Raw genomic sequence first — 15,305 nt, 5'->3', positions numbered from 1 at the left:
GATGCGCGGCCTACCCGTCGTCGCGGCGTTCGTTGCCTGGCTGCCTGTCGTGGCGCTCGCTCAAAGTGCGAGCGAAGTGGAGCGCTGCTTCCAAAATCCGGCGGCCTGTTCGACGAGCGGGCCGGCAGCCCCCTCCAACCAGGCCGGCGCCGTGGCGCGCCCCGCACCGGCACCCGACCATGCCAGTGTGTTGCAGGGCTCGGAGGGAGAGCGGCGGAAGATCCAGGAATCGCTGCGTACTCTGGACAAGTACCCCGGCCCGATCGACGGCAACTTGCAGTCGCCGGCGACCGTGAAGGCCATCGGCGACTGGCAGAAGGGCCGCGGCGCCGCCGCCACCGGCAAGCTCACCCCCGAAGAGGCCAAGGCCCTGAACGAGGAAGCGGCGAAGGTTCCGATCAAGCGGATCGAGCCCGCACCGCAGCAGGTCGCGACGCCGACGCCAGCGCCGGCCTCGCCGTCCTCGAACGCCGATGCCCTCAAGGCACTGCAGGAGCGTCTGGCCGCGCGACGCAAGGCCGCAGAACCCAAGGCCGATGCGGCGATTCAGGCACTCGTCCGAGATCTGAAGGCCTATGTCGCCGCGGACGGCAAGGGGCTCGCGGGCGACCAGTTTCCGGCCTTCGCCAAGTGGTACGCCGAGACCAAGACAGCCGGACGCAGCGTCGGCGACATCAATCCGGCGATCGATGACTATGGCGACGCCAAGGATGGCGCGGCAACGACGGCGGAAGTCCTCCTGCAAGGCAAGCAGGGCGACGTCTCGGTGTCGCAATGCCTCGTGTTCGCCTGGGTCGAGGGCAATCCGCGCAAGAACCCGCAGGCCTTCTCCTGCGACGACATCGCCGCGGTCGAGAAGTGGAAGACCGAACGGGCCCTGCGCAGCGCGTGGCGCTGAGCGATCAGAGAACGCTGACTCCAATCATGGAATCGCGTGTCACCAGCCCTGCGAGCTGGGTCTCGTCGAGGCTTTCGGATCCGGCGGGGCGCATCGGCAGCACCAAGTAGCGCATATCGGCCGTAGAATCGTGCACCCGCACGGTCACGTCGGCCGGCAGTTGCGTGCCGAATTCCGCCAGCACCGCCCGCGGCTCGCGTACCGCCCGGCTGCGATAGGCCCTGCTCTTGTACCAGTCGGGCGGGATTCCCAGGACCATGCGCGGATAGCAGGAGCACAACGTGCAGACGACGAGGTTGTGCGTGCCGGGCGTGTTCTCGACGACGATGAGACGCGTGGGCTGATCCATCTGCACGCCGGCTTCCTCCGCACCTGCCGTGCCGTCGTGGAGCAGGCGCTCCTTGAATGCCGGATCCACCCAGGCTTTCGCGACGATCCTGGCACCGAGGTGAGGGCCGCGGGCGTCCATGCGCTCGATCGCCTGGCGTACCTCGTCCGCGGTGAGAACTCCCTTTTCGATGAGGAGTTCTCGGACGGCGATCTCGAGCATCTTGTGATGCGTCATCGTATCGTCGTGATCCGGACGAGGCGCGTGGGGATCCGGGCCGTCGTGCGTGTGGGTGATGCTGTCCATCATGGCCGGGTTCACCGTTGCTCGAGCCAGTGTTCGTAGAGTTCGATGTCGATGGTGTCGCTGATCGGGCCGGCGTAGTCGGGCCAGACGTCCTTCTGCGAGAAACGCACGCGATACAGCACCTGCTTGGGTTCGCCGCTGCGTCCGTAGGCCAGTTCCTCCGGGTTGCGGAACTCGCCGCAAATCCGTTCCACCACGCCGCTCTTGCCGCGGATGTAGTAGGGTGTCCGGATGTGTCCCGGCGGATTGCCGCGCCGCACGTTCACCGTCGCGCCGACTGGGAACCGGGGCGTCACGGCTTGCCGACCTTCGGGCCGTCCGGCCGTCTCTCGATGTCGGCGAGCTTGGTGCGAAGCTCCTCGACACTGATGATGCCACGGTGCACGAGGGCGGAGGCGATGGAGGCGATCCACCGCTCGTAGTAGGTCAGGCGGTCGTAGGCGTCGCCGGGCAGCGATTCGATGCCCTTGCGCAATTCGTCGACCGTGAAGCGTCGCTTGCGCGACAGCAGTACCATCAGCGCGTCGACGCGCTTCTCCCAGAGCTGGTAGTCGTGTTCGACCCGCTCGACGGGCCCGGCCTGCAGGCCGCCCATGTCATGTACGCCTCGCATGTGGCCACTATAGAAAAACCCGTCGCCAGCGGCTAGACAGGCCGCGCCTGAAAGGAGTTCCTGCCGTCATGAGCGTTATTGTCGAAATTCGCGGCCGCGAGATCCTCGACTCCCGCGGCAATCCGACCGTCGAAGTCGACGTGGAGCTGGAAAGCGGCGCCACGGGGCGCGCCGCGGTGCCGTCGGGGGCGTCGACCGGGGCGCACGAGGCGGTCGAGCTGCGCGACGGCGACAAGAAGCGGTACGGCGGCAAGGGCGTCCTGAAGGCAGTCAATGCCGTGAACGCCGAGATCATGGATCTTCTGTCCGGGCTCGACGCGCGTGACCAGATCAAGATCGACCGTGCCTTGATCGACCTCGACGGAACGCCGAACAAGGGCCGGCTGGGCGCCAATGCGATCCTGGGTGTATCGCTCGCCGTCGCCAAGGCGGCGGCGGCCGATAGCCGGCTGCCGCTCTACAAGTATGTGGGCGGCAGCCAGGCGTCGGTCCTGCCCGTGCCGATGATGAACATCATCAACGGCGGCGCCCATGCCGACAATCCGATCGACATCCAGGAATTCATGATCATGCCGGTGAAGGCGGATCGGTTCGCCGACGCCCTGCGCATGGGTTCCGAGGTCTTCCACGCCCTGCGCACACAGCTCAAGGACGCCGGGCACAACACCAACGTCGGCGACGAAGGCGGCTTCGCGCCAAACCTGGCGACGGCCGACGAGGCGCTGACCTTCATCATGAGGTCGATCGAGAAGGCCGGCTACAAGCCGGGAGAAGACATCATGCTGGCGCTCGATCCGGCGTCGACCGAATTCTTCAAGAAGGGCAAGTACGAGCTCGAAGGCGAAGGCAAGTCCCTCGATGCCGGCGGTATGGTCGACTACTATGCGGCCTTGGTCGGCAAGTATCCGATCGTCTCGATCGAGGATGGCATGGCCGAGGACGACATGGCCGGCTGGAAGGCGATCACCGATCGGCTCGGAAAGAAGATTCAGCTCGTCGGCGACGACCTGTTCGTCACCAATCCCAAGCGGTTGAGACAGGGCATCAAGGACGGGCTGGCGAATGCCATTCTCGTCAAGGTCAACCAGATCGGCTCGCTGACGGAGACGATGGAAGCCGTGTCGATGGCGCGCAACGCCAACTATGGCGCGGTGATGTCCCATCGCTCGGGCGAGACGGAGGACTCGACCATCGCGGATCTGGCCGTCGCCACGAACTGCGGCCAGATCAAGACGGGGTCGTTGTCGCGTTCCGATCGCCTCGCCAAGTACAACCAGCTCCTGAGGATCGAAGAGCAACTCGGCACCCAGGCGCGCTATGCCGGCCGGTCGATCCTGCGCGGAGTCCAGGCCCTCGGCACGACGTCGTAGTGCGTCGCGAATTCGTCGAAGTCCGACAGTACCGCGCGGGCTTCGCGTTCGACATGGGCTTTGGCGATGTCGTCGCCGGCGAAGGCGCGGATGGCATCGCGTGACTGCCAGAGGGTGACGGCGAGGAACTCCATTCCGGCATCGTGCTCCCGGCGCAGGAGCCAGCCATCGCGGTAACCGTCGAGGCGCTGCAGTTCGGGCACCACGGTCTCGTCGAAATGCGCGACATATCGGCCGGCGTTCTCGAGAGTGGCGCGGCCGCGCCAGAGACGTGCGATCATGATGCGAAGCTGCACTGGCCTTTGCCCAAGCTATTGGCGAAAATTGCGCCATGGCCCGCGTCGATCCACGTAACTCGAGCCGATACTGGTGGGACCGGCACTTGACCGGCCTCAGCCTGCTGTGCGCCGACTTCACCTCGCACGACTACCCCCTCCATTCCCACGAGGCGCTGGTCGTGGCCGTGACGGAACAGGGCGGTTCGATCGTCAAGAGCCGCGGGCAGGTCGAGGAGGCCCGTACCTCGACGTTGTTCGTGTTCAATCCAGCGGAGCCGCACGCCGGCTGGATGGGGCGGAGCCGTCGTTGGCAATATCGATCGCTGTATCTAACGCGATTGGCGATGGATCGACTGGCTGCCGAGTTCGGCATCGACCAGGTGCCGTATTTCACGCGCAACGATTTTCGCGACGGCGACCTGATCCAGGGGTTTCTGGCACTGCACCGGACACTTCAGGAAGGCGGCGAGGCGCTGCGCGAGCGCGAGCTTCTCCTCGAGACTTTCGGTCGGTTGTTCGAGCGACACGGCAGCGGTACGCGACCCAAGCTGCCTGGACTCGACGACCGCCGCCGGCTCGAGCAGGTGAAGGATCGGATGCGCGCGGACTATCCGACGGATCTGCGTCTGGAGGATCTGGCGCAGGGAGTAGGGCTCTCGACTTTTCAGCTCATCGGCCTCTTCAAGCGCACGACCGGCCTGACGCCGCATGCTTACCTGACGCAGCTCCGCCTGAATGTCGCCTGCCGCCAGCTTCGCCGCCGCCGGGCCATCGCCGAGGTCGCCTCGGATGTCGGCTTCTACGACCAGAGCGCGCTCACCAGGCATTTCAAGCGGTGCTTCGGCATCACCCCGCTGCAGTTTGCACGGGCCGCTGCACCATAGGCAATTTTCGCCAATACTCTTCAAGCTGCCTGACCTAGCAAGGTGGCATGCAACTCCTGTGTCACGACCAGCCCGAACTCCTGACTCTGTCGAGCGAGGTCACCGACAGCCGGCCTGGCAAGGTCGCCTTGGTGCAAACGCCCTTCTACCCTGGCGGTGGCGGCCAACTCGCCGACCGCGGCCGGATTCGCTGGAATGGCGGAGACGCCGCCGTGATCGGATTCGAGTATTCGGCGGGCAAGATCTGGCATCTGCTGGACACCCAAGCCGAGATCGCAGGTGTCGTGGAAGCGGCTGTCGATCCAACGTTCCGCCGACGGATGCGCCAACTCCACACGGACACCCACATCCTGAACGCGCTCGTGTTCGGGACCTTCGACGGCGCGCTCGTGACTGGCGTGCAGATGGCGGAAGATGGAACGGCGCGCATGGACTTCGATGTCCCCGGGGCCGACAACGACAAGCTCCGGGCACTCGAAGGGCCCATCAACGAAGTCATCCGGCAGGATCTTCCGCTGCAGTTCATCTATCTGTCGATGCACGAGGCTCATGCCGAGCGCGGCTTGATCCGCAGCCGATCGGTCGCCCCGCCGCCGACGCCCGACGGCAAGATCCGCGTCGTCGAAATCGCCGGTCTCGATCGTCAGGCCTGCGGCGGCACTCACCTCGCCTCGACGGGACGATCCCCGCCGGTCCGTATCCTGAAGATCGAGAACAAGGGGCGGCACAATCGCAGGGTCAGGATCGGGTTGGCCGAAAACCCTTGATTCTCAATACCATATGTTGCCATAGTTAAAGGTACAGGCAGCATATGTTGTTGAGACCTCGACAGATCCTGGCGCCCCTGATCTTCGCCACGCTGTTCGGCTATTTCGGCTACCACCTCGTCAACGGCGACCGAGGTCTCTTGGCCATGGCCCATCTGCAGCGCGAGGTGCTTTTGGCTGATCAGAATCTGGCCGAGGCCGAAGCGGCGAGAAAAATCTGGGAGCGGCGCGTCGCGGCGCTGCGCAACCAGAGTCTCGATCCCGACATGTTGGACGAACGCGCGCGCGCGCTGCTTAATTTCTCACACAAGGACGACATCGTCGTCTTCACGCCGACTCGCTGAGCGCGGTTCGAGGAGCGGCCGCCCGAAAGAAACTTTCCGGGGCGCTCCGTCGTTTGCAAACAATCGCTCAATTGCTGCGCCGCACTCTCGCGCATTCTGATTTTTTGTAGCTGGATCAACTACATCGCCATCGGCAATGGTATAAGCCGCGGCGGGGTAAAGAGGGGAACTGCTATGGCGAAGCCGGCCACCAAGCCGAGAGTCGAATCTCTTCCCATCCGATCGAAACCGTCCCGGTCCGGCGACAACAGCGTATCCGCCGAGCAGCTCAAATCCTTCTACCGCGACATGCTCCTGATCCGCCGCTTCGAGGAGCGGGCGGGACAGCTGTACGGCATGGGCCTCATCGGCGGGTTCTGCCATCTCTATATCGGCCAGGAGGCCGTCGTCGTCGGCATGCAGGCGACGATCGGCGACAAAGACGCGGTCATCACCTCATACCGCGACCACGGCCATATGCTGGCCTGCGGCATGGATCCCAAGGGAGTGATGGCGGAGTTGACGGGCCGCAGCGGCGGCTATTCCAAGGGCAAGGGCGGCTCGATGCACATGTTCAGCCGCGAGAAGAACTTCTATGGCGGCCACGGCATTGTCGGCGCCCAGGTACCGATCGGCACCGGCCTCGCCTTCGCCCACAAGTACAACGGCAGTAAGAACGTCAGCCTCACCTACTTCGGCGACGGCAGCGCCAACCAGGGGCAGGTCTACGAGGCGATGAACATGGCGGCGCTCTGGAAGCTGCCGGTTGTCTACATCATCGAAAACAACCGCTACGGCATGGGCACCTCGGTCGAACGCGCCTCGGCCACCACCGAACTCTACAAGCATGGCGAGACCTTCGGCATCCCGGGTGAGCGCGTCGATGGCATGGATGTGCTGGCCGTCCGTGCGGCGGGCGAGAAAGCGGTCGAGCACGCCCGGAACGCCGGGCCATACATCCTCGAGATGCAAACCTATCGGTATCGCGGTCATTCGATGAGCGACCCGGCCAAGTACCGGACCAAGGAAGAGGTCGACAAGTATCGGAACGAGCGCGATCCCATCGACCATGTCCGCAAGCTCCTGCTCGACGGCAAGAAGATGGACGAGAATGCGCTGAAGGTGGTCGACGCCGAGATCCGCAAGATCGTCAACGACGCCGCCGAATTCGCCCAGCACAGTCCCGAGCCCGAGCCTTCCGAGCTGTGGGCCGACGTCCTGGTCGGAGGCTGATCGCCATGTCGATTCCCGTTCTGATGCCGGCGCTGTCCCCCACCATGACGGAGGGCAAGCTTGCCAAGTGGCATGTCAAAGTGGGCGATGCGGTCAAGTCGGGACAGGTGATCTGCGAGATCGAAACCGACAAGGCGACGATGGAGGTCGAGGCGGTGGACGAGGGTACGGTTGCCCGGATCCTGGTGCAGGAAGGAACCGAGGGCGTCGCGGTCAACACGCCCATCCTGGTCCTTGCGGCCGAAGGCGAGGAAGTCACCGATGCGGCGAACGCTGCGCCTGCCCAATCGACGGCCGCCAAGGCCGACGTTCCGAACAACGAAGGCAAGCCCAAGGCGGAGATGCCGCCGAAACCCGCACCGATGCCGCCCGTGGCGGCGCAGTCGGCGGAGCCCGAGTGGAAGGGCAGCACGCACCGCATCACGGTGCGCGAGGCGTTGCGCGACGCCATGGCCGAGGAGATGCGCAAGGACGGCGGCGTCTTCCTGATGGGCGAGGAGGTCGCCCAGTATCAAGGCGCCTACAAGGTCAGCCAGGGTCTGCTCGAAGAGTTCGGCGGCAAGCGCGTCATCGACACGCCGATCACCGAACACGGCTTCGCGGGCCTCGGCGTGGGTGCGGCCTTCGGCGGCCTCAAACCGATCGTCGAATTCATGACGTTCAACTTCGCCATGCAGGCGATCGACCAGATCATCAACTCCGCGGCCAAGACCCACTACATGTCCGGCGGCCAGATGACCTGCCCGATCGTTTTCCGCGGCCCCAACGGCGCGGCGGCGCGTGTCGCCGCGCAGCACTCTCAATGCTACGCGAGCTGGTATGCACACGTGCCGGGCCTGCGCGTGCTCGCGCCGTGGAGCGCCGCCGATGCCAAGGGCCTGCTCAAGGCCGCGATCCGCGATCCCAACCCGGTGATCTTCCTCGAGAACGAGATTCTCTACGGCCAGTCGTTCGAGGTCCCGGAAGACGCCGATTTCGTGTTGCCGATCGGCAAGGCCAAGATCGAGCGCGCCGGCAAGGACGTCACCATCGTTGCCTTCTCGATCATGGTCGGCAAAGCACTCGCCGCCGCCGAGGAACTGGCGAAGCAGGGAATCGACGCCGAGGTCATCAATTTGCGGAGCTTGCGGCCGCTCGACACCGACACCATCGTGGCTTCGGTCAAGAAAACCAACCGGCTGGTCTCGGTGGAGGAGGGATGGCCCTTCGCCGGCATCGGCTCGGAACTCGCCGCCCAGATGATGGATCTTGCCTTCGACTGGCTGGATGCGCCCGTCAAGCGCGTCGCCGGCCTCGACGTGCCGCTGCCCTACGCAGCCAACCTCGAGCGCATGGCGCTGCCGCAAGCCGAGAACATCGTCGAGGCCGCGCGCGCGGTCTGCAATCGCTGACGGCGGGACCACACCATGTCGATCAACATCCTGATGCCGGCGCTGTCACCCACCATGACCGAAGGCAAGCTCGCGAAGTGGCACGTCAAGGTGGGCGATGCGGTGAAGTCTGGGCAGGTGATCTGCGAGATCGAGACCGACAAGGCGACCATGGAGGTCGAGGCGGTCGACGAAGGTCGGATCGGCCAGATCGTCGTTGCCGAGGGCGCCGAGGGCGTTCAAGTGAACGCGGTCATCGCCATTCTGCTGGAAGAGGGCGAGAAGGAGGTGGCTGCGGCGGCCGCACCGCCGGCCGCCTCGGCCAAGCCAGCTCCCGCCGAGACGACTGCTGCCGCCCCGGCGCCGAAGCCCGCACCCGTGCCGAAGGCAGCTCCGGCCCAGTCGGCCGCGGCAGCGTCGGGGGGACGGATTTTCGCCTCGCCTCTCGCCAAACGCATTGCCGCCGACAAGGGGGTCGATCTGGCGGGCCTCAAGGGCTCGGGGCCCAATGGCCGCATCGTCAAGGCGGATGTCGAGAGCGCCAGACCCGGCGCCGCGCGTCCACCGGCGGCAGCTCCTGCGCCGCGATCCACGGCGGCGGCGGCTCCGCTGGCCACGGCGCCGGGCGACACCCGCGTGCCGCACAGTTCGGTCCGCAAGGTCATCGCGCGCCGCATGCTCGAGTCCAAGCAAACGGTGCCGCACTTCTACTTATCGGTCGATTTCGAGATCGACGCATTGCTGGCGGCCCGTCGGGCGATCAACGGCGCGGCGAGCAAGCGCGGTGCCAAGGTGTCGGTCAACGACATGCTGATCAAGGCGTGTGCCAAGGCGCTGCGCGACCACCCGGACTGCAACGCCTCGTGGACCGAGGAGGCGATGATCCAGTACGGGGCGGTCGACGTTTCCGTCGCCGTCGCCACCGACCGCGGCCTGATCACGCCGATCGTGCGCAATGCCGACATGAAAGGTCTGGCGCAGATATCTGTCGAGATGAAGGATCTCGCCGACCGTGCCAAGGTGGGCAAGCTCAAGCTCGACGAGTTCCAGGGCGGCGGCTTCACCATCTCGAACCTCGGCATGTTCGGCATCAAGGACTTCGCCGCCATCATCAATCCGCCGCAGGCGATGATCCTCGCGGTCGGCGTCGGCGAGCCGCGGCCGGTCGTGCGCGATGGTCAGGTCGTGGTGCGCACAATGATGAGCTGCACGCTCGCCGTCGACCACCGTGTCGTGGACGGCGCCATGGGCGCGCAGTTCCTGCAGACGCTGCGGACATATGTCGAGCAGCCGGCGGCGATGCTGGTCTAGGAGCGGATCATGGCCGACACCGCATTCGACTTGATCGTCGTGGGGGGCGGGCCGGGCGGCTACGTCGCCGCCATCCGCGCCGCGCAGCTCGGCATGAAGACCGCCGTCGTCGAGCGCGAGCACATGGGCGGCATCTGCCTCAACTGGGGGTGCATCCCGACCAAGGCGCTGCTGCGCACGTCGGAGGTCTACGGCCTCATCAAGCATGCCGACGCCTATGGCCTGTCGGTGAAGGACGTGTCGTTCGACCCGAAGAAGATCGTCGAACGTTCGCGCAAGGTGGCGGGACAGCTCAGCAACGGCGTCAAAGGCCTGATGAAGAAGAACAAGATCGCGGTGTTCGACGGCACAGCGAAGCTCGCCGGCGCGGGCAAGCTGGCGGTGGCGATGAACGACAAGAGCAACGCCACGCTCTCCTACAAGCACGTGATCCTGGCGACCGGCGCGCGCGCCCGCCAGCTCCCTGGCCTCGAGTCCGACGGAAAGCTCGTCTGGACCTACAAGGAGGCCATGGTGCCGCCGGTGTTCCCGAAGTCGCTGCTGGTGATCGGGTCCGGTGCGATCGGCATCGAGTTCGCCAGTTTCTACCGCACCATGGGGGCGGAGGTGACGGTTTGCGAGGTCGTCGATCGCATCCTGCCGGTCGAGGACGAGGAAGTGTCGGCCTTCGCCAAGCGGGCCTTCGAGAAGCAGGGCATGAAGATCCTCACCGGGGCCACGGTCTCCGGGCTGAAGAAGGGGGCCAACAGCGTCACGGCGACGATCACCGCCGGCGGCAAGAGCCAGCAGATCACTGTCGATCGCGTCATCTCGGCCGTCGGCATCGTCGGCAATGTCGAGAATCTCGGGCTCGAGGGCACCAAGGTGAAGGTCGAGAAGACCCATATCGTGATCGACCAATGGGGCTTCACCGGTGAACCGAATGTCTACGCGATCGGCGACGTGGCCGGCCCGCCGTGGCTCGCCCACAAGGCGATGCACGAAGGCGTCGTGGTCGTGGAGAAGATCGCCGGCGTCAAGGGCGTGCACCCGATGAACGCGGCCAACATTCCGGGCTGCACCTATTGCCAGCCCCAGGTCGCGAGCATCGGCATGACCGAAGTCGCCGCCAAGGCCAAGGGCCTGCAGATCAAGGTCGGCAAGTTCCCGTTCATCGGCAACGGCAAGGCGATCGCGCTCGGCGAACCCGAGGGCTTCGTCAAGACGATTTTCGATGCGAGGACCGGCGAATTGCTGGGCGCCCACATGATCGGTGCGGAAGTGACCGAGCTGATCCAGGGCTACAGCGTCGCCAAGACGCTGGAGACGACGGAAGCCGAGCTGATGGCCACGGTCTTCCCGCATCCGACGCTGTCGGAGATGATGCACGAATCGGTGCTGGCGGCTTATGGCCGGACGCTCCATATCTGAGGCATCATGGACGGTTCGCTCGACAAGCCCCCGATCAGCCGGGCCGAGCGCCACCCCGAGAAGGCGCATCGCCCCGACAATCCCATCCGGCGCAAGCCGGAATGGATTCGGGTGCGCGCGCCCAATTCTCCCGAGTACGCCGAGACCAGGAGGCTGATGCGCCAATACGGCCTCGCGACGGTGTGCGAGGAGGCGGCCTGCCCCAACATCGGCGAGTGCTGGAAGCAGAAGCACGCCACCTTCATGATCATGGGGGAGACCTGCACGCGCGCCTGCGCCTTCTGCAACGTCGCCACCGGCAGGCCCGGCGCCCTCAATCCGCACGAGCCGGCCAACATCGCCGAGGCGGTCGGCAAGCTCGGCCTCGGCCATGTCGTCGTCACGTCGGTCGATCGCGACGATCTCGGCGACGGCGGGGCGGCGCACTTCGCGGCGGTGATCCAGGCACTGCGCCGCTCGGCGCCCTCGACCACGGTCGAAGTCCTGACACCCGACTTCATGCGCAAGGACGGCGCCGTCGAGACCGTCGTGGCGGCGCAGCCGGACGTGTTCAACCACAATCTCGAGACGGTGCCGCGGCTCTATCCGACGATCCGGCCCGGCGCGCGCTACTTCACGTCGCTGCGCCTGCTGGCGCGCGTCAAGGAGATCGATCCGGCGGCGTTCACCAAGTCGGGCCTGATGGTCGGCCTCGGCGAGACGCGCGAGGAGATCCTCCAGGTGATGGACGATCTGCGCGCCGCCGACGTCGATTTCCTCACGGTCGGCCAGTATCTCCAGCCGACACCCAAGCACGCGCCGGTGGACCGCTTCTGGACGCCGGCCGAATTCGCTGAGCTCGGCTCGCTTGCGCGCGCCAAGGGGTTCCTTCTGGTGTCCGCCTCGCCCCTCACGCGGTCGAGCTACCATGCCGGCGACGATTTCGCCCGGCTCAGGGCCGCCCGCGCAGCCAGGCTGAAGGTCTGACGCTTTGGCGGTCCGCCACGGCGAGCGCAAGGTCGTGCCCTATCGTCCCATGCAGATGTTCGATCTGGTGGCGGACGTTGCGCGCTATCCCGAGTTCCTGCCGTGGTGCACGGCGGCGCGCGTGCGCCGGCGCGAGGGGGAGAATGTCGAGGTCGACGAGCTGGCCATCGGCTTCGGCCCGTTCCGCGAGAAATTCATGTCGCGCGTGGTGCTCGACCCGAACCACGTCGGCGGCCCGCGCATCGACACCACTGGAATCCAGGGCCCGTTCAGGGTGTTGACCAGCCGATGGATCTTTCAGCCCCATGCCGAGGGCACGCTGATCGATTTCGAACTGACCTTCGAGTTTCGCTCCCTGCTGTTGCAGCGCACGGTCAGGCTGCTGTTCGCCGAGGCCGTGCGACGCATGGTCGGCGCGTTCGAGGCGCGCGCCGCGGAGCTTTACGGCGACGGCGTCAACGCTCGGCCAGCGACGCCAGCATCGACAGGGCGGTGAGCACCGACACCCGGCGGATGGCGTCGCGATCGCCAGGGAACACGTGCCGTTCGGCGACCGGCTCATGGCCCGCCCGCACGGCGCCGAAATGGACGAGGCCGACCGGCTTGTCCGGCGTGCCGCCGCCCGGACCGGCGACGCCGGTCACGGAGACCGCGATGTCAGCCTCCGACCGGGCGAGCGCGCCGGCCGCCATGGCGCGGGCCACCGGCTCGCTCACCGCGCCGTGGCCCATGAGAGCGTCCCAGGAGACGCCGAGCATGCGGCGCTTGGCTTCGTTGGAGTAGGTCACGAAAGCGCGGTCGACCACGTCCGACGACCCGGCGATCGCGGTCAGGGCTGCGGCGATCAGGCCCCCGGTGCAGGATTCGGCCGTCGTGATCTTGAGACCGCCCCTGCGGCAGGCGTGCAAGACATGCTCCGCGGCTTCTCGAAGCTCGTGATCGAACATCGCTACTCCTCGCTCCTCGGCAGTTCGACGGTGGCCACCGCCTGCGCCGCGATGCCCTCGCGGCGGCCAGTGAAGCCCAGGCCCTCGGTCGTCGTCGCCTTGACACTCACGCGGGCGGGCGCAATTCCTGCGATCGCGGCGATGCGCGCGGTCATGGCCGGCCGATGCGGCCCGATCCTCGGCGCCTCGCAGACGAGGGTCAGGTCGAGATGGACGATGCGGCCGCCGCGCGCCTGGACGAGGCCGACGGCGTGTCGCAGGAAGCGATCCGACGAGACGCCCCGCCATTGCGGATCGGACGGCGGGAAGTGCTGGCCGATGTCGCCGGCACCGATGGTGCCGAGAATGGCGTCGGTCAGGGCATGCAGCGCGACGTCGGCATCGGAGTGTCCGGCCAGTGAACAATCGTGCGGGATCGCGATGCCACCCAACATGACGGTGTTGCCCGGCGCGAAGCCGTGGACGTCGAACCCAAATGCCGTCCGGCTCTCCATGGTCGAGCTCCGCTCCAGGTCCTCCGCCGTCGTGATCTTGCGGTTGTCGTCGCTGCCGGCGACCATGACAAGCTTCAGCCCGGCATGCTCCGCCACCGCGGCATCGTCGGTGAGCGCGCTGGCCTCGTCGCCGGCGAGGTGGGCGACCTGCCGATGGGCGTCGAGCAGCGGCCCGAAGCGAAAGATTTGCGGCGTCTGGGCTCGCCAGAGGTGGACGCGGGGCACCGTCGCGACGACGGCACCCTGTGGCGATGCGCGCTTCAAGGTGTCGGCGACGGGCACGCCCAGCACGGCGCCGTCGACCGCCGGCGCTGCCGCTGCGGCGAGACAGGCCGCTATGTCCTGCGGCCGGACGAAAGGCCGGGCAGCGTCATGGATCGCCACGAGATCGGGCGGGTCGTCTGCCAGTCTCAGCAAACCGTTGAGGACCGACTGCTGACGGGTCGAACCGCCGATCACGGGGGGCGGCAGGCCGAGGTCGGCGGTGGCTGCCTCGAACAGCCGCTCATCGCCAGTGGCGATGACGACATGAACGTCCGCGATACCGACCGCGGCCCTCAGGGCGCGGATCGTATGGCGCAGGACCGGCTCGCCACGGAGGAGGGCATACTGCTTCGGCAGGGGGCCGCCGAACCGGCTTCCCCGCCCGGCGGCGACGATGAGGGCAGCGCAACGAGTCACAGGGTGTTGATAACATTGGTGGAACGGCGGCGCACTTGAAGCGCTTGCCTCGGGCTGCCGGACCCGCTATTGCTCGCCCAATTATTGTGCACTGCACAAGTTGCCCAGAATCTAAACAATGTCTCCTGCTGCCTGCCTTCGACCCATTCACATCGGCCCCGTCCGGATCGACGATCCCGTGATCCTGGCGCCGATGTCGGGCGTGACCGACATGCCTTTCCGGCAAATGGTCAAGCGCGACGGGGCGGGGCTCGTCGTCTCGGAGATGATCGCGTCGGCGGCCATGGTCCGCGAAAATCGCAAGACGCTGCTGATGGCCAAGAACTCGCCCGAGGAGTTCCCGATGGCCGTCCAGCTCGCCGGCTGCGAGCCGCAGGTGATGGCCGATGCCGCCCGGCTCAACGAGGATCGCGGCGCCGCCATCATCGACATCAATTTCGGCTGCCCGGTGAAGAAGGTGGTGAACGGCCATGCCGGCTCCTCGCTGATGCGGGACGAGGTGCACGCCGCGAGGATCCTCGAGGCGACGGTCGAGGCGGTGAAGCTCCCGGTCACGCTGAAGATGCGAACCGGCTGGGACGCGAGCAATCGCAATGCACCGAACCTGGCGCGCATCGCCGAGCAATGCGGCATCCGGATGCTGACGGTCCATGGCCGCACCCGTTGCCAGTTCTACGACGGACATGCCGACTGGGCGTTCGTGGCGGAGGTCAAGGCGGCGACCGGGCTGCCGGTGATCGTGAACGGCGACATCGAGACGCTCGACGACGTCGACCAGGCGCTCGCGCAGTCCGGAGCCGACGGCATCATGATCGGACGCGGCGCCTATGGGCGGCCCTGGTTCCTGAAGCAGGCCATCCACTACCTGCGGACCGGAGAACGGCTGGCGAATCCGTCGCTCACGGAACAATACGCGGCCGTGCGGGAACATTTCGAGGCGATGCTGGATCACTACGGCACCGAGACCGGCGTGCGCATGGCGCGCAAGCATCTCGGCTGGTATTCGAAGGGCCTGCCGGCATCGGCCGATTTCCGCGCCGCCGTGAATCGCGAGATCGACGCCGACAGGGTGCGCCGCATGCTCGCGGAGTTCTTCCTGCCCGCAGCCGAGAGGCAGGCCGCCTGA

General features: G+C 66.3%; 18 protein-coding genes. 12 read left to right on the top strand and 6 right to left on the bottom strand.

From position 1 onward, the window contains the following. Position 1: 1 nt before the first annotated feature. The gene (locus KIT25_12890) at positions 2 to 898 is read left to right on the top strand and encodes a peptidoglycan-binding protein (GenBank protein ID UYN97766.1); all 897 of its coding nucleotides are present in this window, start codon (positions 2 to 4) and stop codon (positions 896 to 898) included. Positions 899 to 902: 4 nt separating this feature from the next. Here the strand turns inward: KIT25_12890 and nthA are convergent, their stop codons facing one another. From nthA to KIT25_12875, 3 genes are all read right to left on the bottom strand, one after another. After that, positions 903 to 1,463, bottom strand: coding sequence for a nitrile hydratase subunit alpha (gene nthA, locus KIT25_12885; protein ID UYN97918.1), 561 nt, complete (start codon positions 1,461 to 1,463; stop codon positions 903 to 905). Between the two features lie 80 nt (positions 1,464 to 1,543). Then, entirely contained in the window at positions 1,544 to 1,828 is a 285-nt protein-coding gene (locus tag KIT25_12880; protein UYN98068.1) for a nitrile hydratase subunit beta, read from the bottom strand. After that, positions 1,825 to 2,145, bottom strand: a complete 321-nt coding sequence (locus tag KIT25_12875) for a nitrile hydratase subunit beta (protein ID UYN97765.1) — start codon at positions 2,143 to 2,145, stop codon at positions 1,825 to 1,827. The genes KIT25_12880 and KIT25_12875 overlap by 4 nt, the downstream gene beginning before the upstream one ends. Before the next feature lie 68 nt (positions 2,146 to 2,213). On the opposite strand from KIT25_12875, the gene eno reads away from it, so the two are divergent. Beyond that, positions 2,214 to 3,515, top strand: coding sequence for a phosphopyruvate hydratase (gene eno / locus KIT25_12870; GenBank protein UYN97764.1), 1,302 nt, complete (start codon positions 2,214 to 2,216; stop codon positions 3,513 to 3,515). On the opposite strand, the gene KIT25_12865 is transcribed toward eno, so the two are convergent. Next, complete coding sequence (locus tag KIT25_12865) at positions 3,461 to 3,796, bottom strand: hypothetical protein (GenBank protein UYN97763.1); 336 nt, start codon at positions 3,794 to 3,796, stop codon at positions 3,461 to 3,463. The two genes, eno and KIT25_12865, sit on opposite strands and share 55 nt — an antisense overlap. 50 nt (positions 3,797 to 3,846) lie before the next feature. Here KIT25_12865 and KIT25_12860 point away from each other — a divergent pair, with 50 nt between their 5' ends. From KIT25_12860 to KIT25_12820, 9 genes are all read left to right on the top strand, one after another. After that, positions 3,847 to 4,677, top strand: coding sequence for an AraC family transcriptional regulator (locus KIT25_12860; GenBank protein ID UYN97762.1), 831 nt, complete (start codon positions 3,847 to 3,849; stop codon positions 4,675 to 4,677). 47 nt (positions 4,678 to 4,724) lie between these two features. After that, the gene (locus KIT25_12855) at positions 4,725 to 5,444 is read left to right on the top strand and encodes an alanyl-tRNA editing protein (protein UYN97761.1); all 720 of its coding nucleotides are present in this window, start codon (positions 4,725 to 4,727) and stop codon (positions 5,442 to 5,444) included. A gap of 44 nt (positions 5,445 to 5,488) precedes the next feature. Beyond that, positions 5,489 to 5,788: a septum formation initiator family protein gene (locus KIT25_12850; protein UYN97760.1), complete on the top strand. Its 300-nt coding sequence runs from the start codon at positions 5,489 to 5,491 to the stop codon at positions 5,786 to 5,788. Positions 5,789 to 5,962: 174 nt separating this feature from the next. Continuing rightward, on the top strand, positions 5,963 to 7,000 hold the full coding sequence (pdhA, locus tag KIT25_12845) for a pyruvate dehydrogenase (acetyl-transferring) E1 component subunit alpha (GenBank protein ID UYN97759.1): 1,038 nt from the start codon (positions 5,963 to 5,965) through the stop codon (positions 6,998 to 7,000). Positions 7,001 to 7,005: 5 nt separating this feature from the next. Next, positions 7,006 to 8,391: a pyruvate dehydrogenase complex E1 component subunit beta gene (locus KIT25_12840; protein ID UYN97758.1), complete on the top strand. Its 1,386-nt coding sequence runs from the start codon at positions 7,006 to 7,008 to the stop codon at positions 8,389 to 8,391. A 15-nt stretch (positions 8,392 to 8,406) separates the two neighbouring features. Beyond that, positions 8,407 to 9,681 carry a pyruvate dehydrogenase complex dihydrolipoamide acetyltransferase gene (locus KIT25_12835; protein UYN97757.1) on the top strand — a complete coding sequence of 425 codons (1,275 nt, stop codon included), beginning with the start codon at positions 8,407 to 8,409 and terminating at the stop codon, positions 9,679 to 9,681. 9 nt (positions 9,682 to 9,690) lie between these two features. Beyond that, a complete protein-coding gene (gene lpdA, locus KIT25_12830; protein UYN97756.1) occupies positions 9,691 to 11,091 on the top strand; it encodes a dihydrolipoyl dehydrogenase in 1,401 nt (466 codons plus the stop codon). Between the two features lie 6 nt (positions 11,092 to 11,097). After that, complete coding sequence (lipA, locus tag KIT25_12825; protein ID UYN97755.1) at positions 11,098 to 12,057, top strand: lipoyl synthase; 960 nt, start codon at positions 11,098 to 11,100, stop codon at positions 12,055 to 12,057. Between the two features lie 49 nt (positions 12,058 to 12,106). Beyond that, positions 12,107 to 12,553 carry a type II toxin-antitoxin system RatA family toxin gene (locus KIT25_12820; protein ID UYN97917.1) on the top strand — a complete coding sequence of 149 codons (447 nt, stop codon included), beginning with the start codon at positions 12,107 to 12,109 and terminating at the stop codon, positions 12,551 to 12,553. Here KIT25_12820 and KIT25_12815 read toward each other — a convergent pair. Then, positions 12,513 to 13,004, bottom strand: a complete 492-nt coding sequence (locus KIT25_12815; protein UYN97754.1) for a CinA family protein — start codon at positions 13,002 to 13,004, stop codon at positions 12,513 to 12,515. The genes KIT25_12820 and KIT25_12815 overlap by 41 nt on opposite strands. A 2-nt stretch (positions 13,005 to 13,006) precedes the next feature. Beyond that, complete coding sequence (locus tag KIT25_12810) at positions 13,007 to 14,179, bottom strand: bifunctional 2-C-methyl-D-erythritol 4-phosphate cytidylyltransferase/2-C-methyl-D-erythritol 2,4-cyclodiphosphate synthase (protein ID UYN97753.1); 1,173 nt, start codon at positions 14,177 to 14,179, stop codon at positions 13,007 to 13,009. Between the two features lie 118 nt (positions 14,180 to 14,297). Between KIT25_12810 and dusB the strand changes: the two genes are divergently transcribed. Beyond that, positions 14,298 to 15,305: a tRNA dihydrouridine synthase DusB gene (dusB, locus tag KIT25_12805; protein ID UYN97752.1), complete on the top strand. Its 1,008-nt coding sequence runs from the start codon at positions 14,298 to 14,300 to the stop codon at positions 15,303 to 15,305.

The organism is Enhydrobacter sp. (assembly GCA_025808875.1).
Classification (GTDB): Bacteria; Pseudomonadota; Alphaproteobacteria; order Reyranellales; family Reyranellaceae; genus Reyranella.
The sequence above is the reverse complement of the archived record's forward strand: the minus strand, read 5'-3'. Positions and strand labels throughout refer to the sequence as shown.